The sequence below is a fragment of the Nocardia sp. NRRL S-836 genome (assembly GCF_001279525.1).
Classification (GTDB): domain Bacteria; phylum Actinomycetota; class Actinomycetes; order Mycobacteriales; family Pseudonocardiaceae; genus Lentzea.
In genome coordinates, this window is the sequence record NZ_LGDY01000131.1 from 22681 (window position 1) to 48013 (window position 25333).

General features: G+C 69.7%; 26 protein-coding genes. 10 read left to right on the forward strand and 16 right to left on the reverse strand.

Annotated elements, in window-relative coordinates; genetic code table 11:
* Positions 1-2: 2 nt before the first annotated feature.
* Genes glpK through ADL03_RS36270 form a run of 3 tightly spaced genes read left to right on the forward strand, consistent with a single transcriptional unit; the run spans position 3 to position 3484 of the window.
* Positions 3-1520, forward strand: a complete 1518-nt coding sequence (gene glpK / locus ADL03_RS36260) for a glycerol kinase GlpK (RefSeq protein WP_053738142.1) — start codon at positions 3-5, stop codon at positions 1518-1520.
* 34 nt (positions 1521-1554) lie between these two features.
* Positions 1555-3171: a glycerol-3-phosphate dehydrogenase gene (gene glpD / locus ADL03_RS36265; RefSeq protein WP_053738143.1), complete on the forward strand. Its 1617-nt coding sequence runs from the start codon at positions 1555-1557 to the stop codon at positions 3169-3171.
* Between the two features lie 16 nt (positions 3172-3187).
* Positions 3188-3484: a hypothetical protein gene (locus ADL03_RS36270; protein WP_053738144.1), complete on the forward strand. Its 297-nt coding sequence runs from the start codon at positions 3188-3190 to the stop codon at positions 3482-3484.
* A gap of 44 nt (positions 3485-3528) precedes the next feature.
* Here the strand turns inward: ADL03_RS36270 and ADL03_RS36275 are convergent, their stop codons facing one another.
* From ADL03_RS36275 to ADL03_RS36295, 5 genes are all read right to left on the reverse strand, one after another.
* Positions 3529-3708, reverse strand: a complete 180-nt coding sequence (locus ADL03_RS36275; RefSeq protein ID WP_053738145.1) for a DUF397 domain-containing protein — start codon at positions 3706-3708, stop codon at positions 3529-3531.
* Positions 3683-4531 (reverse strand): helix-turn-helix transcriptional regulator, encoded by an 849-nt coding sequence (locus tag ADL03_RS36280; RefSeq protein ID WP_053738146.1) that lies wholly within the window; start codon positions 4529-4531, stop codon positions 3683-3685. Before ADL03_RS36280 ends, ADL03_RS36275 begins: the two co-directional genes overlap by 26 nt.
* 63 nt (positions 4532-4594) lie before the next feature.
* Positions 4595-5788, reverse strand: coding sequence for an amidohydrolase (locus ADL03_RS36285; RefSeq protein WP_053738147.1), 1194 nt, complete (start codon positions 5786-5788; stop codon positions 4595-4597).
* A gap of 9 nt (positions 5789-5797) precedes the next feature.
* Complete coding sequence (locus ADL03_RS36290; RefSeq protein ID WP_063798827.1) at positions 5798-6199, reverse strand: SsgA family sporulation/cell division regulator; 402 nt, start codon at positions 6197-6199, stop codon at positions 5798-5800.
* A gap of 98 nt (positions 6200-6297) precedes the next feature.
* Positions 6298-7239 (reverse strand): pirin family protein, encoded by a 942-nt coding sequence (locus ADL03_RS36295; RefSeq protein ID WP_053738165.1) that lies wholly within the window; start codon positions 7237-7239, stop codon positions 6298-6300.
* Between the two features lie 27 nt (positions 7240-7266).
* Here ADL03_RS36295 and zapE point away from each other — a divergent pair, with 27 nt between their 5' ends.
* Together zapE and ADL03_RS36305 are read left to right on the forward strand one after the other, a co-directional pair.
* Positions 7267-8226: a cell division protein ZapE gene (zapE, locus tag ADL03_RS36300; RefSeq protein WP_197288948.1), complete on the forward strand. Its 960-nt coding sequence runs from the start codon at positions 7267-7269 to the stop codon at positions 8224-8226.
* A 66-nt stretch (positions 8227-8292) separates the two neighbouring features.
* Positions 8293-9066, forward strand: coding sequence for an ion transporter (locus tag ADL03_RS36305; RefSeq protein WP_053738166.1), 774 nt, complete (start codon positions 8293-8295; stop codon positions 9064-9066).
* Between the two features lie 61 nt (positions 9067-9127).
* Here ADL03_RS36305 and ADL03_RS47660 read toward each other — a convergent pair whose 3' ends face one another.
* Both ADL03_RS47660 and ADL03_RS36315 read right to left on the reverse strand, forming a co-directional pair.
* A complete protein-coding gene (locus ADL03_RS47660; protein WP_157529608.1) occupies positions 9128-11983 on the reverse strand; it encodes a nitrous oxide reductase family maturation protein NosD in 2856 nt (951 codons plus the stop codon).
* Positions 11984-12124: 141 nt separating this feature from the next.
* A complete protein-coding gene (locus ADL03_RS36315; RefSeq protein WP_053738150.1) occupies positions 12125-12790 on the reverse strand; it encodes a TetR/AcrR family transcriptional regulator in 666 nt (221 codons plus the stop codon).
* 101 nt (positions 12791-12891) lie between these two features.
* Between ADL03_RS36315 and ADL03_RS36320 the strand changes: the two genes are divergently transcribed.
* Positions 12892-13806, forward strand: a complete 915-nt coding sequence (locus ADL03_RS36320; protein ID WP_053738151.1) for an SDR family NAD(P)-dependent oxidoreductase — start codon at positions 12892-12894, stop codon at positions 13804-13806.
* Between the two features lie 28 nt (positions 13807-13834).
* On the opposite strand, the gene ADL03_RS36325 is transcribed toward ADL03_RS36320, so the two are convergent.
* Positions 13835-16549: a CHAT domain-containing protein gene (locus ADL03_RS36325; protein ID WP_053738152.1), complete on the reverse strand. Its 2715-nt coding sequence runs from the start codon at positions 16547-16549 to the stop codon at positions 13835-13837.
* A gap of 324 nt (positions 16550-16873) precedes the next feature.
* Between ADL03_RS36325 and ADL03_RS36330 the strand changes: the two genes are divergently transcribed.
* Both ADL03_RS36330 and ADL03_RS36335 read left to right on the forward strand, forming a co-directional pair.
* Entirely contained in the window at positions 16874-17728 is an 855-nt protein-coding gene (locus ADL03_RS36330; RefSeq protein WP_053738153.1) for a geranyl diphosphate 2-C-methyltransferase, read from the forward strand.
* Positions 17729-17745: 17 nt separating this feature from the next.
* Positions 17746-18810, forward strand: a complete 1065-nt coding sequence (locus ADL03_RS36335; RefSeq protein ID WP_231642718.1) for a family 2 encapsulin nanocompartment cargo protein terpene cyclase — start codon at positions 17746-17748, stop codon at positions 18808-18810.
* 1 nt (position 18811) lies between these two features.
* On the opposite strand, the gene ADL03_RS36340 is transcribed toward ADL03_RS36335, so the two are convergent.
* Positions 18812-19777 (reverse strand): YafY family protein, encoded by a 966-nt coding sequence (locus ADL03_RS36340; protein WP_053738155.1) that lies wholly within the window; start codon positions 19775-19777, stop codon positions 18812-18814.
* Between the two features lie 91 nt (positions 19778-19868).
* Here ADL03_RS36340 and ADL03_RS36345 point away from each other — a divergent pair, with 91 nt between their 5' ends.
* Positions 19869-20264, forward strand: a complete 396-nt coding sequence (locus ADL03_RS36345; RefSeq protein ID WP_053738167.1) for a RidA family protein — start codon at positions 19869-19871, stop codon at positions 20262-20264.
* A gap of 58 nt (positions 20265-20322) precedes the next feature.
* Here ADL03_RS36345 and ADL03_RS36350 read toward each other — a convergent pair whose 3' ends face one another.
* Complete coding sequence (locus tag ADL03_RS36350) at positions 20323-20601, reverse strand: hypothetical protein (protein ID WP_053738156.1); 279 nt, start codon at positions 20599-20601, stop codon at positions 20323-20325.
* Positions 20602-20678: 77 nt separating this feature from the next.
* Between ADL03_RS36350 and ADL03_RS36355 the strand changes: the two genes are divergently transcribed.
* The gene (locus ADL03_RS36355; protein WP_053738157.1) at positions 20679-21152 is read left to right on the forward strand and encodes an MSMEG_6728 family protein; all 474 of its coding nucleotides are present in this window, start codon (positions 20679-20681) and stop codon (positions 21150-21152) included.
* Between the two features lie 3 nt (positions 21153-21155).
* Here the strand turns inward: ADL03_RS36355 and ADL03_RS47665 are convergent, their stop codons facing one another.
* From ADL03_RS47665 to ADL03_RS36380, 6 genes are all read right to left on the reverse strand, one after another.
* On the reverse strand, positions 21156-21311 hold the full coding sequence (locus tag ADL03_RS47665; protein ID WP_157529609.1) for a hypothetical protein: 156 nt from the start codon (positions 21309-21311) through the stop codon (positions 21156-21158).
* A 32-nt stretch (positions 21312-21343) separates the two neighbouring features.
* Positions 21344-21640, reverse strand: a complete 297-nt coding sequence (locus ADL03_RS36360) for a hypothetical protein (RefSeq protein WP_157529610.1) — start codon at positions 21638-21640, stop codon at positions 21344-21346.
* A 25-nt stretch (positions 21641-21665) separates the two neighbouring features.
* Positions 21666-22550 carry an alpha/beta hydrolase gene (locus ADL03_RS36365; RefSeq protein WP_053738159.1) on the reverse strand — a complete coding sequence of 295 codons (885 nt, stop codon included), beginning with the start codon at positions 22548-22550 and terminating at the stop codon, positions 21666-21668.
* Positions 22547-23365, reverse strand: coding sequence for a carbohydrate ABC transporter permease (locus tag ADL03_RS36370; RefSeq protein ID WP_053738160.1), 819 nt, complete (start codon positions 23363-23365; stop codon positions 22547-22549). Before ADL03_RS36370 ends, ADL03_RS36365 begins: the two co-directional genes overlap by 4 nt.
* Positions 23355-24242 carry a carbohydrate ABC transporter permease gene (locus ADL03_RS36375; RefSeq protein ID WP_197288950.1) on the reverse strand — a complete coding sequence of 296 codons (888 nt, stop codon included), beginning with the start codon at positions 24240-24242 and terminating at the stop codon, positions 23355-23357. Before ADL03_RS36375 ends, ADL03_RS36370 begins: the two co-directional genes overlap by 11 nt.
* On the reverse strand, positions 24239-25333 hold a 1095-nt coding region (locus ADL03_RS36380), incomplete at its 5' end, for a sugar ABC transporter substrate-binding protein (protein WP_053738162.1). The genes ADL03_RS36380 and ADL03_RS36375, both read right to left, overlap by 4 nt.

Below are 25333 nucleotides of genomic sequence, written 5' to 3' on the forward strand. Positions count from 1 at the left end.
CGATGACGCAGTACGTCCTCGCCGTCGACCAGGGCACGACCAGCACCAGGGCGATCATCTTCGACCACAGCGGCTCCATCGTCTCCGTGGGTCAGAAGGAGCACGAGCAGATCTTCCCGCGGGCCGGCTGGGTCGAGCACAACGCGGTCGAGATCTCCGAGAACACCCGGTTCGTGATCGGCCAGGCGCTCTCGGCCGCCGACCTCAACACCGGCGACATCGCCGCGGTGGGCATCACCAACCAGCGCGAGACCGCCGTGGTGTGGGACAAGAACACCGGCGAGCCGGTCTACAACGCGATCGTCTGGCAGGACACCCGCACGCAGGCCATCGTCGACGAGCTCGGCGCGCTCGGCGGCGGCGGCGACCGGTACAAGGCCAAGGTCGGCCTGCCGCTCGCGACCTACTTCTCCGGCCCGAAGATCCGCTGGATCCTCGACAACGTCGAGGGCGCCCGCGAGCGTGCCGAGGCCGGCGACCTGCTGTTCGGCAACACCGACACGTGGACGCTGTGGAACCTCACCGGCGGCCCGCACGGCGGTGTGCACGCCACGGACGTGACCAACGCGTCGCGCACCATGCTGATGGACCTCGACACGCTGCAGTGGGACGCCACGATCGCCGAGGAGATGGGCATCCCGCTGTCCATGCTGCCGGAGATCCGGTCCTCTTCGGAGGTCTACGGCCACGGCGGTCCCGGCGGGATCCTCAAGGGCGTGCCGATCGCGGGCATCCTCGGCGACCAGCAGGCGGCCACGTTCGGCCAGGCCTGCTACGAGCCGGGCACCGCGAAGAACACCTACGGCACCGGCAACTTCATGCTCCTCAACACGGGCACGGAGAAGGTCGCGTCGAAGAACGGCCTGCTCACCACGGTCTGCTACAAGATCGGCGACGAGGCCCCGGTCTACGCGCTCGAAGGCTCGATCGCGGTCACCGGCTCGCTGGTGCAGTGGCTGCGCGACAACCTCGGCATCATCGGCTCGGCGCCGGAGATCGAGACGCTGGCCGCCTCGGTCGAGGACAACGGTGGCGCGTACTTCGTGCCCGCGTTCTCCGGCCTGTTCGCGCCGTACTGGCGGTCCGACGCCCGTGGCGCGGTCATCGGCCTGACGCGGTTCGTCAACAAGGGCCACATCGCCCGCGCCGTGCTGGAGGCGACCGCCTTCCAGACCCGCGAGGTGCTCGACGCGATGAACGCCGACTCCGGCGTCCCGCTGACCGAGCTGAAGGTCGACGGCGGCATGGTGGCCAACGAGCTGCTCATGCAGTTCCAGGCCGACGTGCTGGACGTGCCGGTGATCCGGCCGGTCGTCGCGGAGACCACCGCACTCGGCGCCGCCTACGCGGCGGGCCTCGCGGTCGGCTACTGGTCGTCCCTGGACGAACTGCGCGCGAACTGGTCCGAGGACAAGCGCTGGACGCCCGCGATGGAGGGCGACGAGCGCGAGCGCCAGTACCGCAACTGGAAGAAGGCCGTCACCAAGTCGTTCGACTGGGTCGACGCCGACGTCCGCTGATCATCTGCGCTGATCATCTGCTGAGGAGCTGAAGGTGTTCGCAAGGCTGGATCCGGCTCGACGCGCGGACTCGCTGGCCGCTTTGGACAGCACCGAGTTCGACGTGCTGGTCGTGGGTGGTGGCGTGGTCGGAGCGGGTGCCGCGTTGGACGCGGCGTCGAGAGGTCTCTCGGTCGCGCTGGTCGAGGCACACGACTGGGCGGCGGGCACGTCGAGCCGGTCCAGCAAGCTCGTCCACGGCGGGCTGCGGTACCTGGAGCAGCTGGAGTTCAAGCTGGTCCGCGAAGCTCTGAAGGAACGCGGGTTGTTGCTGCGCCGGCTCGCCCCGCACCTGGTGCGGCCGGTGCCGTTCCTCTTCCCGCTGGAGAAGCAGTGGGAACGCGCGTACGTCGGCGCGGGCGTGCTGCTGTACGACTCGATCGGCGGGGCGGGCGCGGTGCCGATGCACCGCCACCTCTCCCGCAAGCGGATGGCCGCCATCGGCCCGTCGTTGAACACCGACGCCTTTGCGGGTGCGATCCGGTACTACGACGCGCAGATGGACGACGCACGGCTCGTCACGACGCTGGTGCGCACGGCCGCGCAGCACGGGGCCACCGTGGTGTCACGGGCTCGGGTGACGTCGTTGTTGCGCACGGACGGCAAGGTGACCGGCGCGTCGGTGCGCGACGAACTGACCGGCGTCACGCACGTCGTGCGGGCACGGCGGGTGATCAGCGCGACCGGCGTGTGGACCGACTCCGTGAACGCGCTGAGCCCGGGCACCCCGCCGTTCCACGTGCGGATGTCCAAGGGCGTGCACGTGCTCGTGCCGCGGGACCGCATCCAGCTCGACGGCGGGCTGATCACGCGGACCGAGAAGAGCGTGCTGTTCGTCATCCCGTGGGGCGCCTACTGGATCATCGGCACCACGGACACGCCGTATGACGGCGACCCGGCCGCGGTGACGGCCGAACCGGAGGACGTCTCTTACATCCTCGACCACGTCAACGCCGTGCTGCGGCACAGTTTGTCCATCGACGACGTGGTCGGCACGTACGCGGGTCTGCGGCCGCTGCTGGACGGCGCGTCCGGCGACACCGCGAAGCTGTCGCGCGAACACGCCGTCGCCCAGCCGGAACCCGGCTTCTTCGTCATCGCGGGCGGCAAGTACACGACCTACCGCGTGATGGCCGCCGACGTCGTCAACGCCGCGGTCGCCGGTCTCGGCAAGGCCGTCGCGCCCTCGCTGACCGCGCGCCTGCCGTTGTGCGGAGCCGTTGGCTACCAAGAGCTGTGGGCAGACCGGACGCGTGTCGCCGCCGAGTCCGGCCTGCCCGCGTCCACTGTGGAACGCCTGCTGCGGCGCTACGGCTCCGCGATCTCCGACGTGCTCGCGCTGATCTCACGGGACCCGGCGCTCGCCGAGGACGTGGCGGGCTACCTGGCCGCCGAGATCGTGTACGCGGTGACGCACGAGGGTGCGCTCGGGCTGGACGACGTGCTTGCCAGGCGGACGCGAATCGCCATGGAACACCTCGACGGCGGCGCGTCCGTCGTCGACCGGGTGGCGGATCTGGTCGCTGGTCCGCTCGGGTGGACCGGGCCCGAACGTGATGCGGCCGTGCGCACATATCGGGAGAGTGCAGAGTTGGCGTCCACCCAGCACTAGGAGACGTGGCGGTGCGATGGAGAGCACGGAGCTGATCGAGAGGTTGCGCCGGGAGGGTGGCTTCCGGCTGTTGCCGCTGCTGGGTGGCACCGGGCAGGTGGCGGGAGTGCACCTGACCCGGTTCCTGCCCGGTGGTCACCTCGACGTGATCCAGGCCTGGGACGAGCACTGGGCGGTCTACGCCCGGCTGCCCGACGTGCTCGACGCCTCGGCGCCGTTCGCGGTCCCGGTGGGGACCACCGTGCAGAGCGGGCCGTTCCGGCGGATCGTGGCCCCGCTCCTGCCACTGCAGTCCGGACTGACCGCCCGGTAGGCGGCCCGAGCTGATCGGGCACGCCACCGGGCGGTCTTCACGGCCTACCGGGCGACCCAGCCGACCAGGGCGCGCCAGGCGGGACCGGAGAAGGCGAGAACGTCGCCGCTCGCGTTCTTCGAGTCCCGCACCAGCGCGTCCCGGGTCAGCGAGACCTCCACGCAGTCACTGTCGACGTCGCTGCTGCTGTAGCTGCTCTTACGCCAGATCCGGTCCTGGGGCATGAGGGTCCTCTCGAAGAGAGCTGATGTACTCAGCCAGCTTGCTCTTCGATTGTTCCTCATCCAAGGCGACGGCATCCAGCCGCTGGAAGGTCTGGCGGGCTCGTGCGACGACCTCGGCGCCCTGGGCGAACACCTGGGCCGTGCCGGTCTCGCTGAACACCAGGGGCTCGGCCTTGTCGAACTCGTACAGCGTGCATTTCGCCTGCACGGCGGCGATGCGGATGTGGGCGGGGATGATGCGGAGAATGTGCGTGTTGAACAACAGGCGGAGGTACTGGTCCTCCATGGCCTGGGCGTCGCCCAGTCGTAGTTGCAATGCGAGCTCATGGATGTAGAACAAGCATTCTGGCCGGAAAGGGCGCCGTAGGACGGTCTGGCGTTCCATGCGCAGACGGACGCCCGGCTCGATGTCGGCCAGCGTCACGCCGGCTTCCTGGAAAAGCCGGCGCGCGTAGTTCTCCGTCTGCAGGAGGCCAGGGGGTACGAGGACCTCGAAGCTGGTGATCTTCGTGGCCATGGACTCGGTCATGATGAGGGTGCGGAGGTTGCTGGGGCCCTGGGCGAAGTAGAGGTCGAAGGCGTTGGCGTAGCGGCGGCGGAAGGTGTCGATGTAGTCGATGCCCTGGCCACAGGCGGTCATGAACTGGACGAGGTCGACCTCGCTCGCCCGCGCCTTGCCGTTCTCGACGTTGGAGACCTTGCTCGGATCCCACCCGAGCTGCGTGGCCAGGCCCCTTCCCGTCATGTTCGTGTACTTTTCCCGGAGCCTGCGCAGCTCGTCGCCGAGGTCCCTGCTGTAGGCAGTAGAGGTGATCGCGGTCATGCCAAATACGCTATGGCTTGTTTTTCGTTCAAGTAATAGCCACATTCGGGTGAAAGTTCTGGGCTAGCGGTTGAGCCATGCTTTCGCCGCGACCACTAGTGCGTCAACACCAGTTTTTACCGTGGGTTGTATATCAGGTGCAAATGCTGGGGAGTGGTTCATAGGCAGAGGGTCGGGCGTGCGCGCGTTGAAGTTGATCCCGCCGAAGAACCAGAAGACCGTCGGGGCACCGGCGGCCGTGCCGAACGCGCCGACGTCCTCGCTGGCGTTGACCACCGCGCCGGGGATCAGCCGGTCGCTGCCGAAGTGCTCGGTGAACGCGGCCACGGTCCGCGCGGTCGCCTCCGGGTCCGACACGAGCCGCGGCATGGCGTCACGCCACTCGAACTCCGGCTCGCGCGGAGCCCCGGAGGCGGCGGCTTCGGCGCGCACGATCCGTTCGACGGCGGCGCGGATGACGCCGGTGGTGTGGTCGTCGAACGTCCGGATGTCGACGCCGAGCTCGGCGGTGTCCGGGATGACGTTCTCCTTGGTGCCGGCGTGCAGCCGTCCGACCGTGACCACCGCACGTTCGCTGGGCGCCACCTCGCGCGAGACGATGCCTTGCAACCGCACGACGACATGCGCGGCCATCAGCACCGGATCGACAGCGCTCTCCGGCGACGACCCGTGCCCGCCGCGCCCGTGCAGCGTGATGTCCACCGAGTCGCTGGCCGCCATCAACGGCCCGCTGCCGTGCGCGATCATCCCGGCGGGCAGCGGCCCGACGTGCTGGGCGAGCACGACGTCGGGCTTGCCGAACCGCTCGAACAGGCCGTCGTCGACCATGTTCCGGGCACCGCAGCCGAGCTCCTCGGCGGGCTGGCCGACGACGAGCAGCGTGCCGGACCACTGCTCCCGCGTCGCGGCGAGCTCCTCGGCCGCACCGACCAGGCACGTGACGTGCATGTCGTGGCCACACGCGTGCGCCACGGGCTGCTCGTCCCCGTTGGCGTCCACCGCGCGCGCCGTGCTGGCATAGGGCAGACCGGTCTCTTCACGCACCGGCAACGCGTCCATGTCGGCCCTGAGCAGCACCGTGGGGCCCTCGCCGTTGCGCAGCACGCCGACCACACCGGTGCCGCCGACCCCGGTCGTGACGTCGTAGCCCAGCGATCGCAGGGCGTCGGCGAGGACTCCGGCGGTGCGGAACTCCTGCAACGACAGCTCGGGGTGCTCGTGCAGGTCGCGGTAGAGCGCGCTCAGGTCGATGCTCACCCGGCAGTTCTAGCCGAGGAGCTTGCGCAGTTCGACGTCGAAGTCGAAGTGGTCGGTCTCCTGACCGGGCGCGACGACGTCGTAGGTGGAGTTCAGGAACTGCTGCAGCTCGGACGACCGCACGTGGAACACGGCGTGTGACACGTCGGACTGCAGCTCGAGCACCGCGGTCGTCGAGTTGTGCGGCCGCAGCTTCACGTCACCGGCGCCGGCCGTGGTGATGAGGCCGTCGGCGAGCAGATCGCGGCTCACGAGCCACACCGTCTCCTGGCGTCCCATGCGGAACGTCATCGTCACCGCGTGCGGGTCGTCGGCGCGGTAGCCGAGCTCGACGTCGACGGGCATGGGGCGCCCCGACGGCGCGATGAAGGCGAAGACCGACTCGGCACCCACACTTGTCACGTTCTTCATGCCCCCTTGGACGTCCGGCAACCTCCGTGGATGCCTCAATCAGGAAAATTGATCGTTTCTTGATTTTCAAGGCATCCGAATATGACGTTTGACATTGGTTACGCGGGGTTGCCGCGCGGGCGCAGACGGCCACCGGGCAGCGGCGGAGCGGGCAACCGCTCGCCGGCATAACCCTCCACACGGCCGAACCTCTCGGTCCCGGCCTGCCATTCGTCGCGATAGGCGGCGATCTCGTCGTGGGTGCGGCCGACGAAGTTCCACCACATGACGATCTCTTCACCGAATGGCGTCCCGCCGAGCAGAACGATCCGCGCGCCCACTGCCGAGGAGAGGGTCAGGGTGCTCCGACCAGTGCCGATGTACCCCAGCTGACCCGCGGTGAGGGCGGTGTCCCCGATCTTGACGTCGCCGGTGTCGAGCAGGACGCCGTGCTCGAACCCCGCGTCGACGTCGAAGGTGATCTCCGAGTCCGGTTCGAGAATGATCTCGGCGCCGAGCAACGGCGTGTGCGTGCTCACCGGTGACGTCGAACCGGCCAGTTCCCCGAGGAAGACCTTGACGGTCGCGTTGCCCATTCGTACAGGCAGCGGGGAATGGTGTTGGAAATCACGCGGTGCGTCTCGACTGGTTTCGGGCAGTGCGAGCCACAACTGGACGCCGTGCAGCACCGTGGACGCCGGAGTGGACACCTCGGAATGACAGATGCCGCGGCCGCCGGTCATCAGGTTGAGCTCGCCGGGACGCACGTAGGCGTGGACGCCGTGGCTGTCGCGGTGCTCGATCTCGCCGGTGAACAGCCAGCTGACCGTTTGCAGCCCGGTGTGTGGGTGCGGCGCCACGTCCATCTTGTGGTTGTCCGGGCCGTAGTGGTCGCAGAAGCACCACGCGCCGATGAACGACCGCTGCTTCTGCGGCAACGTGCGCCGCACCGACATCGCCCGCGGCCCGCCCAGCGGCACGTCGCGCGGCTGCAGTACCTCGACCCCGCCGGGCGTGGAGGTGCACGTCACTTCTGCCGGTTCGGCCTCGACATTGCTCACGGGTGCGATCGTAGGGTGGCGCCGGGGGTGGCGGTGGATCTTCGGGAACGGCTGCTCGCGCACGTCGCGGCCAGCGGGTACGAGCTGGACGCCGGCCAGGTCCGGGTGATCGGCGAGCTCGCCGGGCTGGGGGAGCGGCGCCGGGGCGTGTACCTGCACGGGCCGGTCGGGCGGGGCAAGAGCTTCCTCGCCGACGCGTTCTTCGACGTGCTGCCCGTGCGACGCAAACGGCGCGTGCACTTCCACGCGTTCTTCCACGAGCTGCACACACGGATCTCGTCACGGCTGCACGAACGCGGTGCGGTGGCGAAGGCGCTCAAGGAGCTGGTCGGGCGTTGTGACGTGCTGGCGTTCGACGAGCTCCACCTGCACGATGTCGGCGACGCCATGCTGATGACCCGGCTGCTGGAGGAGCTGAGGGCCCGCCGCGTGATGGTCATCGCCACGTCCAACTACCCGCCGCACGGGCTGCTGCCCAACCCGCTCTACCACGACCTCTTCCTGCCGGGGATCGCGCTCGTCGAGGAGCTGATGGACGCCGTCGCCCTCGACGGCGAGGTCGACTACCGGCACCTGCACGGGCGCCCGCGCTCGCGGTTCGAGACCGGGACGATCACGACGTCGGCGGACGTGCCGGGGCCGCCGGTGGTGCTGGAGGTCAACGGCCGGGCCGTCACGGCGCTCGGGGTGGCCGGGCGGCGGATCTGGTTCGACTTCGGCGACCTGTGCGAGAAGCCGACCTCCACCGCGGACCACCTGGCGCTCGCCGACCGGTACGACGAGTGGACGGTCGTGGACGTGCCGCGCCTGGAGACCCGCGACCGCGAGGCGCAGCAACGGTTCGCGAACGTCGTGGACGTCCTCGTCGACCGCGACGCCCGCCTGACCCTGGTGAGCGAGCACCCGCTGGCCGAGATCGTCGGCGGACAGGCGCTCGACCTCGCCCGCACCGCGAGCCGGCTGGAGCTGATCAACTCCATCGGGTGAACAGTTGGGCCGCCTCCACCGCCGATAGCTTCGGAAAACCCCTGTGCGCTAGGAGCTGTGGTGAAGATGGTGCGCGCCCGCGTCGGCTCGCTCGTGGAGAGCAACCGGTTCCAGCTGTTCATCGTCGGCGTGATCGTGGTCAACGCGCTCACGCTCGGCGCGGAGACGACAACGGTCCTGCACGCGAACTTCGGTCCGCTGCTGACGTTCATCGACCACCTGGCACTGGCGATCTTCACGGTCGAGCTGGCCGCGCGGCTGTACGCGTTCGGCTGGCGGTTCTTCCGCGACCCGTGGAACGTCTTCGACTTCGTGATCGTGGCGATCTCGCTGATCCCGACGGCCGGTCCGTTGTCGGTCTTGCGCGCGTTGCGGATCCTGCGCGCGTTGCGGCTCGTCGCGATGGTGCCGAGCATGCGCCGGGTCGTCACGGCGCTGGTGCGGTCGATCCCCGGCCTGGTGTCGTTGTCGGGCCTGCTGGTGCTGCTCGTCTACGTGGGCGGCGTGATCGCGAGCAACCTGTTCGGCGACACCGGCGACCCCCGGTTCTCCGGGCTGGGGCCGACGTTGCTGACGCTGTTCCAGATCACCACCGGCGACGGCTGGTCGGACGTGATGCGCGACCTGATGGTGCAGAAGCCGTTCGCCTGGGTGTTCTTCCTGATCTACCTGCTGGTGGGGACGTTCACGATGCTGAACCTGTTCATCGCGGTCGTGTGCAGCGCGATGCAGGAGGAGGTCGCGCTGCCCGCGCCCCGGACCGGTGCGCACGACGACCTGGTGCTGCAGGAGGTCAGGGCGCTGCGGGAGGAGGTGCGCGCGCTCAGGGCCACCGTGTGAGAAAGCAGGTGGTCCGACCGGAGACGCCGCCGTACACCGATCGGACCACCTCAACCCCGGATCACGGGGTGACCGGGACGTTCGTCAGGCCTTTCTTCGCGCGGGAGACCGTGTTCGAGCCGTGCACGACGTTCGGGTTGTCCTTGCACTTCGACGTGGACGAGACGTACACGGCGTACTCGCCGACGCCGCCGAGGTCGGAGGTGTTGCCGCGCCACACGTTGCCGCAGCCGTTGGCGAACGACGGCGTGGTGCTCGGGTTGTGCGTCTCGTAGCCGTTCTTGAACGTGCCGGGCGAGGTGAAGCTGCCGGTGTTGTTCTCGATGCGGTAGCCGGAGCCCTTCACGTCGATCCACGAGTCCGCGGAGTTCGCGCCGCTGATGCCGGTGCCGTCGAACGTGTTGCCGGAGATCAGCCCGCCCTGCGTGCCCTCCTTGACGTCGATGTGCTCGGCGGCCACGTTCGGCCCGATCCGGTTGCCCAGCACCTGGACGCGGTCGGACCGGTCGACGCCGCCGGAGTTGCCGTGGCACGTCCAGTTCGAGTTCGCCGATCCGATGTAGACGCCCTCGCCGTAGTCCTTCGTCACGACACCGGCGTCGGTGATCGTCGAGTTCTTCAGCACGCCGTCCGCGGAGGAACGGCGGAAGTGCACGCCTTCCTCGTCGGTGCCGCGCACGGTCACGCCGTCGATCGTCACGTGGTGGGAGTTGTCGAGGACGATGCCCTTCTTGGAGTCCGCGACGGTGATGCCCTTGATGGTCCAGTACGGCGCGTTGTACAGCCACAGGCCGTAACCCGAGTCCCAGCCCGCGGTCGGCACCGGGCAGGACGGCGCGGTGCCGGACGGGCCGTCGTTGACCAGCACCGCGGAGGACGGCCCGGTCAGGGTGATCGGCTTGCCCGCCGTGCCGGCCTTCTGCGTGACGAACGAGCCGCGGTAGGTGCCGGGGGCGAGCTGGACGACGTCGCCGGGCCTGGCGTTCGCCAGCGCTGCCCTGAGCTGGTCGGCGTTCGCCACCGGAATCGTCCCCGTGGGCTCCTCCGGCGTGCTGCCGGCCGGGACGTCCCTGAGGAACAACGACCTGGCCGAGTCCGATGTGGACACGTCGACGCCGTGGCCGCCGGTGTAGTCGCGCCGTTCGTTCTTCGCCCAGTCGGTGATCGGGGTGCCGCCGACGTCGAGGTGCCGGTACGCGGTGCCGTTCCAGCCGAACTGGTGGACGCGCTGCCGCTCGCTGTAGAACGGCTCGTAGGCGCCACCGGTGGACAGCTGCTTGCTCATGTCGTTGTTGAAGAAGACGTTGCGCGGACCGGACGCGCCCGACCACTTGACGGCCTTCTGGCCGGCGCCCCACCAGATCGGGAACCAGTTCGAGTCGTCGGGACCGCCACCGCCCTCCTCACCGCAGTTGGCGCGGCAGTTGCCGGAGCGGTGGGCGTAGGGGACCTTCACGGTGTTGAGCTCGAACAGGTTGTTGCGCTCCCAGCCGCCGTGCAGGTTCAGGTCGGAGTCGAAGTCGTTGCCGATGACCACGTTGCCCGACGCCGACCACTGGAAGGTGAAGTGCCGCAGGTTGCGCGAGGTGTTGCCGGCGTAGAGCGAGTCCCACACCCGCGAGCCGCGGAAGTAGCCGTTGCCGCCCTTGCCCTTGTTCCACGAGCCGTCCAGGTGGTTGTCCACGATCTGCAGGTTCTTGGCCTCCTCGGTGACGATCGGGTGCGACCCGGTCATCTCCGCGCGGATGCCCCTGACCCATGAGTTCGCGGCCCACTTGAACACGATGCCGTGCATCTCGTCGGCCGGCGCCATGTTGCCGTAGTTGTGCACGGCCTCGGCGGGGTTCAGGCCCGGCATCGCCTGCGTGAAGCCGAAGTTCTCGAAACCGACGCCGAGGACCGGGTCGACCAGCGGCGAGACCTTGGAGGCGTAGGTCGTCCCGTCGATCGCCGGTGAACCGTCCGACGTGGAGTCGACCGGGACGTCGAACTCCAGCGGCTTGTCGAGCGTGACCGTGGTGCCGGAGACCGCCGCGACGGTGAAGATCTGCTGGCGCATGTGCATGTTCTGCAACGGGTGCGGGGTGCCGGTGGCGAACTGCTGCTCGTAGAACTTGACCGAGTTGGCCGCGCGGACGTTGACGAGCGTGCCCACCTTGATGTTCGTGACGGACGCGACCTTGATCGTGCGGTCACCCGCCTTCGCGGCGGTGCTCACCTTCGCGCCGACCTTCCAGTGCACGTTCACCGTGCCCTCGAAGATGTCCTTGCGGTTCGCCGGCGCGTTCGCGTAGTCGCTCGCGTAGCCGGTGTGCACGCCACGGGACTGCACCCGGAAGAGCCCGCGGCCCGGCCACAGCCAGCCGCCCTTGCCCTGTCCCGACGTCATCCCGTCCTCGTCCCAGTCCGAGCCGTCCGGGGTGAGGGTGTCGTAGCGGGTGTTCGCGTCGGGCGTGTAGACGATCTTCGTCGCGGTCGCCCCGGCGCCCCTGATGATCAGGTAGTCGGCGTCGACGTGCAGTTCCCGCGACACCTTCAGCTCGCCGGCGGGCAGCGTGATGAGGCTCAGCATGGAATAGCTCGCACCCGGCGAGCACGACGTCCTGATGCTGTCGATCGCCGCCTGCAAGCCCGCGGTGTCGTCCGCCGCGTCATTCGGGAGAACGGCGAACTGGGAGGCGAGCTCCGCCGGTGTGATCTGACAGCTCGCGCTCGGGTTGACCTCATTGTTGCCGGGCAGCACGCCATTGCCGCGATAACCGGCTTTCGACCAGTCGTAGAGGCCGGGAACGGGTGCGCGCCGGTTGGCCGACGAGACGTCGAGGCTCGTCAACGCGGGTGCGGCCGTCGCCGGTGTGACGGGTGTGACCAGGGTGCCGGCCAAGAGCAGGCACAGCAGAGGTGGTGAGGTTCGCATGTGGTGAGAACCCTTCGGCAGGGCGGGGCCGATTCTTTGTAGCCCATGAATGCGGAATGTGTCAAACATTCACGTGGCTGAAATAGGCTCTCTGCAAAGGGTTTCAATTACTTTTTGAACGCCGTTGTGGAACCGCGGGGCTCAGGGGCGCGGCAGCACGCCCAGGAGCGACGTGGTGATCGCGAGCCGCAGGGCCGTCCGGAGTTCGACGCGGTGGACCGCCAGTTCCGGCTCTGACTCGTAGACGGCCAGCAGGCTCGGCGGCGGCGAGGCGTACGCGGACAGTGCTCCCGCGACCAGCAGCACGGTCAGGCAGAGGTGCTCAGCCTGGCCGCCGACCTCGGGCAGGTGCCGCCGGACGAGCCCGGCCATCACCGCGAGGTTGTCCAGCGAGGCCTTCTTGTGCCGGCGGACCACGTCCACCGAGACGTTGTGCTCCAGCACCCCACCCTGCGCGCCGTAGAGGTCGCAGAGCGCCGTCCGGTCGGCGAGCGACCGGCTCAGCACGTCGGCCACCTGTTCCGCCCGGTCCACCGCGGACCGGTCGGGGCCGACACCGCGGGCCAGCTCGTGCTCCAGCTCGGTCAGCCACGTCGCCGTCCGGTCGTCCATCAGGTCGAGCAGCACCGCCTCGCGGGACTCGAAGTAGCGCAGCACCGCCGTCTTGGCCAGGCCGACCCGCCGGCTCAGCTCGTTCAGGGTCACCTCGGCCACCGGCTTCTCGTCGAGCATCGCCGAGGTCGTCTCCAGGATCGCCCGGCGCCGGACCTCACGCTGCTCTTCGGTGCGCGCCCGCTGGAACGTCATGATGCCGATCCTAGCTTGGGTACCGTCGGTACCTTGACAGTGTACCGGCGGTACATTAGCGTTCCGACTGTAAGTTACCGGCGGTACCTTAGGAGCCTGCGATGAAGTGGACCGAGCAGCACATCCCGCGCCAGGACGGGCGCGTTGCCGTGATCACCGGCGCCAACACCGGGCTGGGCTTCGAAACCGCCAAGCGGCTCGCCGAACGCGGGGCGGCGGTCGTGCTCGCCGTGCGCGACACCGAGAAGGGCGAACTGGCCGCCGCACGGATCGACGGCGACGTCTCCGTGCGGGAACTGGACCTGACCTCGCTCGACTCGGTGCGCACCGCCGCGGCCGGTCTGCGCGCCACCCACCCGCGGATCGACCTGCTGATCAACAACGCCGGTGTCATGTACACGCAGAAGCAGACCACCCGCGACGGCTTCGAGCTGCAGTTCGGCACCAACCATCTCGGCCACTTCGCGTTCACCGGGCTGCTGCTCGACCTGATGCTGCCCGTGCCCGGCTCGCGGGTGGTCACGGTCAGCAGCACCGGCCACCGCATCCGCGCCGCCATCCACTTCGACGACCTGCAGTGGGAGCGTTCCTACGGCCGGGCCGCCGCCTACGGCCAATCGAAGCTCGCCAACCTGATGTTCACGTACGAGCTGCAACGCCGCCTCGCCGCGCACGGCACTACCACCGCCGTGGCCGCACATCCGGGTGTCTCCAACACCGAACTGATCCGCAACAGCCCGCCGATCGCCCGCGGGCTGATCACCTGGCTCGCTCCGGTCATCACCCAGACCGCCGCCGCGGGCGCCCTTCCCACGCTGCGTGCCGCCACCGACCCGTCCGTCCTCGGCGGCCAGTACTACGGGCCCGACGGCCTGGCCGAGGTGCGCGGCCACCCGCGGCTGGTCACCTCCAGCCCGGACTCCTACGACCTGGCCGTGCAGCAACGCCTCTGGGCCGTCTCGGAGGACCTCACCGGCGTGCGGTTCCCGGTCGGCCGGGCAGTCGCCGTCGCGTGAGCCGCGCATTCCCGCCCGGTGGTGCGGGTCAGGCTCCCGTGTGGGTGAACGCCGCCCACACCCGCGCCGGGTACCGGTCGCGCAGTTCGAGCACGACCGAGTGCAGTGCCCGTGCGGGCAGGCTCAGACCGTGGTCGAGCAGGGCCGAGTGGAACGCGACCGTCACGTCCGAGGCCGCGACCTCGTCGACCGGCCAGAGCGTGTCGATCACACCGGGGTAGCCGGCGAGCGTGAACGCTCCCGCGAGGTGTGCGCCGGACAGCACGGCGAGGCGCGCGGCGGGCAGCCGCAGGCGGGCGACGTCGAGGGCGGTCAACGGCCCGTCGTGCAACCGGACCGCGCTGCGCGCCGGGTTGCCGGACGGGTCGCCGGAGCAGGCGAGGTGGACGTACGGGTGGTGTTCCAGGGCGGTCAGGACGTTCTCGCGCGTGGCGAGCGGGCCGGTCAACGCCGCCGCCTCCCACAGCTCGGCCAGCGCGGCGACCTCGTGCCGTGCGTCGGAGGGAGCGACCACGATCATGCTCGGCGGACCCACGGGCGAGGCCGCACGCGCACGAGCCCACGCGAGCGCACGGACCGTCGGGGTGTAGGAGGACACCACCCGGTCCAGAACGGACCGGCCGCCGCGTCCCGCCGCGTGCAGCGGCAGGCCGGTCAGCGGCCCGGTCGGGGACCACCACACGTGCGTGTGGTCGGGCACGCCTTCGAGCACCGGCTCGGCCACGGTGTCCCACAACCACTCCAGCACCTCGCCGAACGCGTGGTCGTCGGTGCCGAACTGCTCCGCGTGCGCTGCTGCGTCCTCGTACCGCAAGCGCGGCAACGGCAGCAGCTCCACCCGGCCCGGCCACAGCGTCAGCGCGTCGCACCGCAGCCGGCTCACGTTGAGCAGCACGACCGGACCGTCCACAGCGCACTGCTGCAGCTCGCCGATCGACGGGAACGTCAGCGGCCGGTCGTCGTCGAACACGCGGCCCAGCAACAGGTCGCGGCCGTACTCCAGCCACTGCGCCGCCAGCGCCAGCTGCCCGGCCTGGACCGCGCACGCCACCGCGTCCGCCACCAGCTCCACCAGCTCGGCGAGACCGTTCTCGACGTCCGGCCCGGCCAGCCGCAGCAGCAACGCCATGGCCCGCTCGGCACCACGCAGCGCCTGCTCCCAGTCGTTGATCCGCGCGGACGTCACGGACGCCGTGTGCGCGGCGAGCACCCGCGTCACCGGGTCGAGCGCCTCGCTCGCGGCCGACTCCGCCAGCGCCCGCGCGGCCGCCCGCAGCCGCCCCGAGTCGCCGGTCTGCTCGGCCTGGCGCAGCAGCAGCCGGGCGAAGCAGTGGTGGTAGGAGGCCTGCTGGGGGTCGGCGCGCGCGGCCCTGCCGTAGTAGATGACCGCCTCGTTCAACGTCTCCGGCGTGCCGGTGAGCTCGTAGACCTGCTGCCAGAAGCCGCCGAGGTTCGCGAGCGCCCGCGGGTGCAGCGGATCACCGGCGGGGCGCTGCCGCAGCACCTGCTCGAACAGCTCGCCCGCCTCGATCAGCGCCTCGCGGGTGTCGGTCACGTCGAACCGCATCCGCAGCGTGACGGCGAGCATCTCCTTGGCGTCGGCGCTCTCGGTGGCGGCGACCAGCGCCCGTGCCGCGTTGACGGCGTCGGTGACCAGCTCGGGGAACCGTTCGGCGAGCTCGGTCGCCGCCTGGGTGAGGCTGGTCGCGGCGGCGGTGTGCGCGTGCCGGTCGACGGCGGCGGCGACGGCCTCCCGCAGGACCCGCACGGCCTCGCGCAACGCGTCCACGTCGCCGAAGTGCCGGTAGCGCAGCCGCAGGGCGTTGCCGAGGCTGGTCAGGTGCTCGGCGCCGGGCGGCGTGCGGCGCAGCACCTCGACCGCCTCGTCCAGCGCGCCCGGTTCGCCGGTGTGCTCGAACCGCTGCAGCAACGCACCGGCGAGGCTGTCCAGCCGGGTGCCGAGCGACTCCGGGTCCCGCGCCGACTCGACGGACCTGCGCAGCGCGCCGATGCCGTCGGTGAGCACGTCGGTGTCGCGGTGCAGCTGGGCCCGGAACTGGGCCAGCGCGCCGATCAGCCACTCGGCGTTGCCGCGTTCGGGGTGGCCCGCGGGCAGCGCGGCCAGCGCCCCGCCGACCATCGCCTCCGCCTCCTCCAGCATCGACAGGTCACCGGTGGCCGCGATCCGCGCCCGCAGCGTGGCGGCGAGGTTGAGCAGCATGCCCGGCCGCAGCTCGTCGCGGGCGTTGTCGGCGGCGATCCGGTGCGCGGCGATGGCGCCTTCGAGGTCGGCGAGCTGGCGGGTGCGTTCGTAGCGCTCGGCCAGCGCGAGGCCGAGCAGGTGCTGCATCAGGTCGTAGTCGCGCTGGCCGGGGCCGGTCTGGCGGACGACGCCCTGCGCGAGCGCGATGGCCTCGTCGAGGCTGTGCGGGTCGCCGTCGCGCTCGTAGCGGTGGCGCTGGATGCGGACGATCTCGGTGGCCTGGGTGAGGTTCACGCCCGGCCCGTCGACGAGCCGGGTCAGCAGGTCCATCGCCTCGTCGAGGTCGGCGGGGTCGTGCGCGGTCTCGTAGCGGTGCAGCAACGACGAGGCCAGCGTGCTGATCGTCTCGGTCAGGCCGCCCAGTCGCAACGCTTCACGCAGCACCGCCACACCCTCGTCGAGCATGCGGTGCTCGCCCGTGCGTTGGTACTGCTCGATCAGCGCACCGCCCTGGTTGTGCACGGCGACCGCGTCCGCCATCGGTTCTCCCTGTGGTTCTCAGCTCGCACAGCCTGCTGCGCCGGAAGGGCGTCGTGTGGTGATTTGCCGTTGTTTCCCCCGTTTGGTGCTGTCAGGTGACGTGGAATAACGCAGAGCGTTGTCATTCCAGCGGATGAAGGAAACCATCGAAAGAGGGGCTTCCGTCCCGGAAATGTGCGTTATGGCACGCACTCAGGCGGGTGTTCGGAGCACCCGTTCGTGATCGGGACATCACCGTTCGGCGGCTCGCCGACTGGTCCGGAAGGTGCAAAGGTCTTGTGCTGTTCAGCAGTGAGCGTTCCAACGAACAGGAGCACCCGAGGTATGGCGAGCCCCACTGTGAAGCCGGTCCTGCGCACCGACTACCAGCGTTCCGTCGCCGACTACTGGAACAGGGAGAAGGACCCGGTCAACATCAAGCTCGGCGAGGTCGACGGGCTCTACCACCACCACTACGGCCTCGGTGAGTACGACCCGGCCGTGCTGACGGCACCGGCGGAGGTGCGCGACGAGGCGATCATCGCCGAGATGCACCGCCTGGAGACCGCGCAGGCGAACGTCCTGCTCGACGCGTTCGGCGACGTGCCGCTGGGCGGCCACCTGATGGACGGCGGCTCCGGCCGCGGCGGCACGAGCTTCATGGCCAACGCGCGGTTCGGCGCCCAGGTCGACGGCGTCAGCATCTCCGAGCAGCAGGTGGCGTTCGCGAACGCCCAGGCCGTCGAGCGCGGTGTGGCCGACCAGGTGCGGTTCCACTTCAAGAACATGCTCGACACCGGGTTCGAGACCGGGTCGTTCACCGGCATCTGGACCAACGAGACCACGATGTACGTGGACCTCCAGCAGCTCTACGGCGAGTTCGCCCGGCTGATCGCGCCCGGCGGCCGGTACGTGTGCATCACCGGCTGCTACAACGACCTGACCGGCGGGCGGTCGCGGGCGGTCAGCCAGATCGACCAGCACTACATCTGCAACATCCACCCGCGCAGCGCGTACTTCAGGGCGTTGGCGGACAACGGGTTCGTGCCGATCAGCGTGGTCGACCTGACGCCGGACACCATCCCGTACTGGGAGCTGCGGGCGCAGTCGAACGTCGCGACGGGCGTCGAGGAGCCGTTCCTGACCGCGTACCGGGAAGGCAGCTTCCACTACCTCCTGATCGTCGCTGACCGGATCTGATGGAGTCCGTGGCTGACATGAGGGATCTCCTCTCCGGGCCGTCCGGGCTGGGCACCTCCGCTGCCCGGCTCGGGCGGCCCGAGGCCGTCTCCGCCGCCGCGGAGCCCGGCTACGCCGAACGCCCGTGGGGCGACGGCACCGCGCCGCCGATGTACGTGCCGGTCGTGGAACGCGAGAACGAGCTGCTCGCCGCCGCCGTGGACGAGCGGCTGGTGGCGTGGGCGGAGAGCTGCGGGTTCGACGAGCCGGAACGGTTCCTGGGCGGCCGGTTCGGCCGCCTCGCCGTGCTCACCCACGTCGACACCGACGACGTCGAGCAGCTGCTGATCGCGGCGAAGCTGAACGCCGCGTGGTGGGCGGCGGACGACCTCTACGCCGACAGCACCGAGATGGGTGCCGTCCCCGAGGAGCTGCCGCCGCGGCTGGCGCTGGCGATGGCCGCGATGGACCCGGTGGCCCCGGCCGCCGAGTTCACGGTGGAGCTGGAGGAGGTGCTGGGCGACGACCCCGTGCTCGTCGGACTGCGGTCCGGCATCGCGCACCTCGCGTCGCGCTCCACGGCGACCATCGTGCAGCGGGTGTGTTACTCCACCTTCGCGATGTTCGTCTCGTGGGGTGCTTACGCAGCGTGGCGACACACGGGCTCGTACCCGCCCGCGTGGCAGTACCTCGCGACGCGGCAGCACGACACGTTCTACACATCGATGACTCTGATCGACGCCGTCGGCGGCTATGAGGTGCCGGCACCCCTTTACTACGACCCGCGCGTGCGGCAGCTGCTGACCGCGGCGGGCACGGCGTCGGTGATGGTCAACGACCTCGTGTCGGTGGAGAAGGACGCGGCCGACGAGAAGCCGGTGTGCAACATGGTGCTGCAGATCGCGGCGGACCGGCGGTGCTCGATGGCCGAGGCCGTGGAGCGGACGGTCGAGCTGCACAACCAGCTCGTGCGGGACTTCGAGGCGGGGCACCGGGCGTTGCTGGCAGTGCCGTCGGTGGAGCTGCACCGGTTCCTGAAGGGTGTGAAGGCCTGGATGGGCGGCGGGTTCGAGTGGCACACCACGCACCCGCGCTACCGGTAGGTCACCGGTAGCGGGCGGCGATCGCGGCGGCCCGGTCGCGCAGCGCGGTGCGCAACCACGGCGGGTCCAGGGCCTCCGCGTTCGCGCCGAGCTGCCACAGCGCCCACTCGGCGTGCCACGCGTCCTGGAAGGTGGCCGCCGCGGTGAGCCAGCCGTCCGCGCCGGGCTGTTCGGTGTGGACGGTCAGTGCCGTGTCCACGAGCTGTGCGTGGTTCGCCGGGTCGAGGCGCAGCCGCACGCTCGTCTGCTCGCCGCCGGTGCGGAACCGGGCGCCGCGTTCCTGCCAGGTGCGGTCCAGGTCGACGTGGTCGGGACGGTCCGCGGGTTCGTCGAGCTCCGCCGCGGCCCTGATGCGGGACAACCGGTACGTGCGGTCCGCACCGTCCTTCGTGGCCAGCAGGTAGCCCTGGTCGCGCACGGTGACCAGGCCGATCGGGTCGACCGTGCGCCACTGCGGCCGCTGGTCCCCGGCGGCGTAGTGGATCTTGAGCTTGTGGCCGGCGAACACCGCGCGCCGGAGCTCGGTGACGACGGCGTCGGGGATCTCCTCGATGGTGGTGCGGCGCTCCAGCAGGTCGGTCCCGGGGTCGATGAGCAGGCGCTGCGCCTTCCCGGCCGCCGCGTCGCGGTAGCTCTCCGGCAACGCGTCGGTGACCTTGAGCACCGCCGACGCCAGCGCCGAGCCCAGCCCGAACACCTGCGCGCCCCGCCGTGAGCCGGCGATCAGCAACGCGAGCGCCTCGTCGTGGTTCAGGCCGGTGAGCTCGGTCCGGAAACCGGGCAGCAACGCGAACCCGCCGTTGCGGCCGCGTTCGGCGTAGATCGGGACACCGGCGCTCGACAGCGCCTCGACGTCACGCAGCACTGTGCGCGTGGAGACCTCGAGCTCCCGGGCGATCGTGGTGGCGGACAACCTCCCGCGGTGGCGCAGCAGCAGGACCAGCTTCACCAGGCGATCGGCGCGCATGCCCGAACCGTACGGCAATACGTGACACAGGATGTCGTGTATTGCTTGCGAGGCTGCTGCCCAGGTCGAACGAATGGAGCTGGACGTGGCAGTGGAACGAACCGCCGTCAACCCGTGGGAGTGGTCGGCGGCGCTGGGGTACAGCCAGGGGGAGGTCGTGTCCGGCGTCGAGCGGACGCTGTACTGCTCGGGGCAGGCAGCGATGAGTGCCTCCGGCAAGCCGGAGCACGCGGGGGACATGGCCGCGCAGCTGGCGTTGAGCCTGGACAACCTGGATGCGGTGCTGGGCACCGCCGGGATGTCACCGGCGAACCTCGTGCGGCTGACGGTGTACACGACGGACGTGGACGAGCTGTTCGCGCACTACGGGGTGCTGGCGGGCCGGCTGGCGGCCGCGGGCGTCGTACCGGCGACGACGGTGCTCGGGGTGACGCGGCTGGCGCTGCCCGAGCTGCTGGTGGAGCTGGAGGGGATCGCGGTGGCGTGACGCGACCCGGGCTGCTCGCCGCGGGAGAACGGCGAGCAGCCCGGGCCGGGTGTGGTGCTCAGGTCAGGCGGCGGCGCAGCTCCGGCAGGAACTCCGGGTCCTCCGCGACGAGGCGGGCGGCGTCCAGCTCACGCGGGACCGAGGTGTTCGGCTCGCGGTCGAGCAGGTAGCGGATGATCTCACCGACCAGGGTGGGCTCATCGGGTTCGACCAGCGCGAGGTCGTCGAAGAAACCCTCGGACAGGACCACGTGGTGCCTGGTCGTCTCGGCGCCCTCGTGCACTTCGGCGGCGTACTCGTGGGCGGCCATCGGCATGATTCGAACGTCCGTGCTCATGCCGGTCGGCTACCCGTGGCGGTGTTTCGAAAACATCCGCCGGGATTGCGCGGCGGCTGCGCGGGTACGCCTCTACCGTGCAGACCTTCTTGCCCTACCAGGACTTCACCTTCACGGCCCGCGTGCTCGACCAGCGCAGGCTCGGCAAGCAACGCGTCGAGACCCTGCAGGTGCAGCGGGCGTTGATCGTGCCCGGCCACGGCTGGCGGCACCACCCGGCCGTGCGGATGTGGGCCGGGTACGAGGAGGCGCTCGTCCGGTACGGGATCGAGGTCTGCGCGCAGTGGCGTGCGGGCGGCTACCGCGACACGTGCGAGGCGACCATGCGGTCGGACCTGGGGCGGGCGAAGGAGATCACGGTCGTGCGCACTCAGGAGGAGCTGGCCGCGGCCGGGGACCTGCCGTGGTGGCTGGGTGACGAGGAACTCCACCGCAGCCACCGGTCGGCGTTGGTCCGCAAGGACCCGGCGTTCTACCGGAGGTTCTTCCCGGACGTGCCCGACGACCTGCCGTACGTGTGGCCGAAGTCGGACCGGGAGGTCCGGGTCTGACGGTCAGTCCGGCGGTTCGGGCGCGTCGGGCTCGTCCTGCGGCACCTCGGGCTCGGTGTCGTTGCGCTCCGGCGAGACGTCCGGTTCGGGCGTGTCGAGGTCGCCCAGGTCGGGAGTGCCCGGCGAGTGCGGGGCCTCCGGGTTCACGGGATCGGTCATGCGGCCTGGTTACCCTGCGGCCGGGTGACCAATCAGCCCGCCGTGAAGTTCTCCGCCACCTCGGCCTCCAGCGCCCGCAGCGCGTCGTCGCCGCCGGTGTCGTCCGGCAGGCGCAGCTCGACCTCGCTGGTGCCCGCGCCGCCCTGCTCCACGCGCAGGTAAGCGCACTGTTCGTCGTTGCGGCGCCATTCGAGCGTGCGTTCGTCGGTGTTCACGACGATCTCGCACGTGCGCAGCGAAGGCGGCAGCCACGCGAGCGCGCGCGTGTCGTCCGAAGCGGTGTTGAACACAATGTCGGCGTCGGCCTGCATCGTGCGTGTGGCAGTCATGTCGCCTTGGTACCCACGTGAGCGGCTAAATCACCTTCCGCAGCCACTCCATTCGCGCCGCACGGGCCCGCCGGGACAGGACGGCGTCGGGAACCAGCTGGTCGAAGCCGTGGCAGCCGCCCGGCCACACGTGCAGCTCGGCGTCCCCGCCGGTCCGCCAGATCCGTGCCGCGTAGTCGACGGCCTCGTCGCGGAAGACGTCCACCGAGCCCACGTCCACGTACGTCGGCGGCAGGCCGGAGAGGTCGGTGGCACGGGCCGGTGCGGCGTACGGGGACACGTCCGGCCCCCCTCGCGCGTCGCCGAGCAACGCCGTCCAGCCGGTGAGGTTGGACGCGCGGACCCACGTGGTTCCGGAGAGGAACTGGTGGCTGGACGGCGTCGCGCAGCGGTCGTCGAGCATCGGGCACATGAGCAGCTGGCCGCGGACGGCAGGGCCGCCGTGGTCGCGGGCCATGAGCGTCACCGCCGCCGCCAGGCCCCCACCCGCCGACGTGCCCGCGACCACCGGAGGCGGGAAGCCCACGCGTTGCATCCACGTCAGGGTCCGGTAGCAGTCCCGCACGGGCGCCGGGTGCGGGTGTTCGGGGGCCAGGCGGTACTCGGGGGAGACCAGCGTGACGCCGAGCTCCGAGACCCACTCCGCCAGCACGTGCAGGTCGGAGCGGCGCGTGCCCGCGACCATGCCGCCGCCGTGCAGGTGCAGCACGGGCGGGCCGTCGAACCCGTTGGGGCGCAACACGAGGACGGGCACCCCGTCGGCGTCCTCCTCGGTGAACGTCACCGAGCCGTCCCGCGTGAGCTCGGCGTCGGTGACCACGCGTCCGGTCCGGCGGCGTTCCGCGATGCCCGCGGCCGTCAACGGCGGCCGCGTGAGGTCGGCCCGGGCCGCGATCTCCGGGTCGATCACCCCTTCACGCCCGTGTGTGCGAGACCCTCGATGAACTGCCGTTGCGCGAGCACGAACACGACGAGGATCGGGATGGCCGTCATGGTCGCGGCGGCGAGCTGGACGTTCCACATCGGACCGCCGTAGATGTCGACGAACTGCGTCAGCGCCTGCGGGAGGGTGAACATGTCGGGTGTGGAGAGGTAGACGATGGGTTCGAGGTAGAGGTTCCAGGAGTGCAGGAACGTGAAGATCGCGACCGCTCCGAGTGCCGGGCGGGACAGCGGTAGTGCGATCCGGTAGAAGATGCCGGCGCGGCCCAGGCCGTCCATGCGTGCGGCTTCTTCGAGCTCCGCGGGCAGGGCGAGGAAGAACTGGCGCATGATGAAGATGGCGAGGACGCAGGGGGCGCCGAAGATCGGGACGATGATCAGCGGCCAGTGGGTGTTGGTGAGGCCGAGCTGCTGGAAGAGCTGGAACAGCGGCACGATGGTGACTTCACTGGGGATGAGCAGGCCCGTCAGCACCACGACGAACAGTGCGTTGTGGCCGGGGAAGCGGATGCGCGCGAACGCGTATCCGGCCATCGCGGCCACCACCATCGTGCCGATGGTGACGATCACGGCGATGTAGAGGCTGTTCCAGTACTGCTGCCCGAACGGCTGCAGCTGGAAGACCTGCTCGTAGGTGGAGAACGTCCACTCGTCCGGCAGCAGCGACTCGGAGAAGATCTCGTTGATGGGTTTCATCGACGAGGTGACCATCCACCAGGTCGGGAACACGAACGGTACGCACAGCAGGCAGAGCAGGCCGTAGAGCCACACCTTACGTTTCATGGAGCACCCACTTCCGGCGCATCCGCCACTGCAGCAGCGTGAGGGCGGCGACGATGACGAACAGCAGTACCGAGATCGTGGCGCCGTAGCCGAAGTGGTGGAACTGGAACGCTTGCTGGTACAGGTAGTAGATCAGGACGGTGGTGGAGGTGCCGGGGCCGCCCTGGGTGAGCACGGCGATCTGCGCGAACACCTGCAGCGAGCCGACGATGGTGATGATCGACGTGAGCAGGATCGTCGGGCTGATCAACGGGATCGTGATCCGCCGGAACCGCGTCCACGCTCCGGCGCCGTCGAGCTTCGCGGCCTCGTACAGCGGTGCCGGGACCCCTTGCAGCGCTGCGAGGAACAGCACCATGTTCAGGCCGACGTTCTTGACGACCTGGACGACGATGACCGAGACCATGGCGGTCGTGTCGCCGCGCAGCCAGTTCGGTCCGTCGATGCCGAAGAACCCGAGCAGGCCGTTGACGCTGCCCTCCGGTTGCAGCATCAGCTGCCACACCAGCGTCCACGCCACCAGTGACACGAGCACGGGGGAGAAGAACAGGGTGCGGAACAGTGTGGTGCCGCGCAGTTTCTGGTTGAGCAGCACGGCGAGCAGCAAGGCCAGCGACAGGTTGAGCACCACCAGCCCGGCGGCGAACCAGGCCGTGGCCACGAGCGAGTCGCGCAGCTTGTCGTCGTTCAGGAGCCGTTCGTAGTTCTCCGCGCCGATGAACTCGAAGGTGCCGGCGAGGACGTTCCACTCGTTGAGGCTGTACCAGGCCACGAGCGCGAGCGGGATGAGCACGAACGCGAGGCTGCCCAGGAGTGCGGGCGCGACGAACAGGTAGCCGACCAGGTTGTCGCGCCTGCGGTGGGTCCAGAACGTCACGAGCGCTCCAGCAACGGCTTGATCTTCGCGCACACGTCGTCGAGCACCTGTCCGATGTTGGCGTCCGGTTTCCACAGCGGGTCGAGTGCCGCGCGGATGGTCTGGTTGAGCTCTTCCTGGCCTCGGTGGCTGGGTTTGACCACGCCCTTGCTGATGCCGTCGATCACGACCGCCTGCAGTTGCTCCGGTTTGATCAGCGGGTTGCTCTTGGCCAGGGTCTGGGCGTTGAGCAGCGACGAGCGCGCCGGTGGGAAGAACTGTGCGAGTTTCGCGGAGTTGGTGGTGTTGGTGAGGAAGCCGAGGAAGTCGGCGGCGGCGTCGGCGTTCTTCGAGCGCTTGAGCACGCCGACTCCGGCTTGCCCGATCACCGCGTAGTCGCCCTTGGGGCCCTTGGGCAGGGGCAGCAGCGTCCAGCCGAACTTGGCGTCCTTCAGTCCGCCGGCGCGCGAGATCTGGCTGACGGCCATGGCGGCGTTGCCGGCGAAGAAGTCGACGGTGGTGCCGGGGCCGGGGATGGCGTTGTCGGTGAAGATCGCTTTGTGGATGAACGTCATGGCGTCGTTCATCTCGGGGCTGGCGAACCCGCACTGCTTGCCGTCGTCGCTCCAGGCGGTGGCGCCCCAGCCGCGCCAGATCGCCGAGAGCACCGCCCAGTTCTGGTATTTGAAGTCGGGCAGCACGAGGTTCTTGCCGGACGCCGCGGTGACGGCTTGTTCCCAGGTCGTGGGTAGTTGTGTGACGAGGTCGGTGTTGACGAACAGGCCGAAGGGGGAGGTGGAGAACGGGTAGGCGTAGAGCTCGCCGTCCTTCTCCCACAACTTCGTGGCGGAGGGTACGAGTTCGTCGGCTTTCTCGACCTTGGTCTTGATGGGGGCGAGGGCGCCGGAGGAGACGAAGTCGGGGGCGGACTCTTCGAGCAGCCAGGCGAGGTCGGGTGCGTTGCCGCCGGCGATCTGGGTGGTGAGGGTGGTGGTGTAGCCGTCGGCGGGGATGGAGTCGAACTTGATCTCGGTGATGTCCGGGTGGGCGGCTTTGTACTCGGTGGCGATGTCGTTGAGCAGTGTGAGGTGGGCCTGGTTGGCGGTCCACAC